Annotated in this window: 1 pseudogene; it reads right to left on the minus strand. The window is 41.6% G+C overall.

Features of this window, described 5'->3' with window-relative positions:
- Positions 1-322 (minus strand): annotated as a pseudogene (locus tag IQO02_RS08425) (carboxypeptidase M32); the annotation flags it as partial.

Consider the following 322-nt stretch of genomic DNA (forward strand, 5'->3'; position numbering starts at 1 on the left):
CCTGTAGCTTGTTTAACTAACTCATCAGTAGTTAGCAACGACCCTTTCGACCAAATATTTTCTGATAGCCACGTAAAGATTGGAGTCATATCTCCAGAGCGAATCGCCTCATCAACATTAACGGTTTGCTTCATTGATGCCATGAATTGAGCCGCATACATAGCGCCAAGCGTGTAGCTTGGGAAGTAGCCAAAACTTCCATCGCACCAATGAATGTCCTGCATGCAACCATCTCTATAATTATGTTTTATAAGTCTTTTATCTGATTTTGAAGAGCTTGATAAATTAGTGTTTAGTGTTCGCTCGCCGTCTGTCCAGTGGA

Source organism: Vibrio sp. OPT24 (assembly GCF_015163545.1).
GTDB classification, from domain to species: domain Bacteria; phylum Pseudomonadota; class Gammaproteobacteria; order Enterobacterales; family Vibrionaceae; genus Vibrio; species Vibrio cyclitrophicus.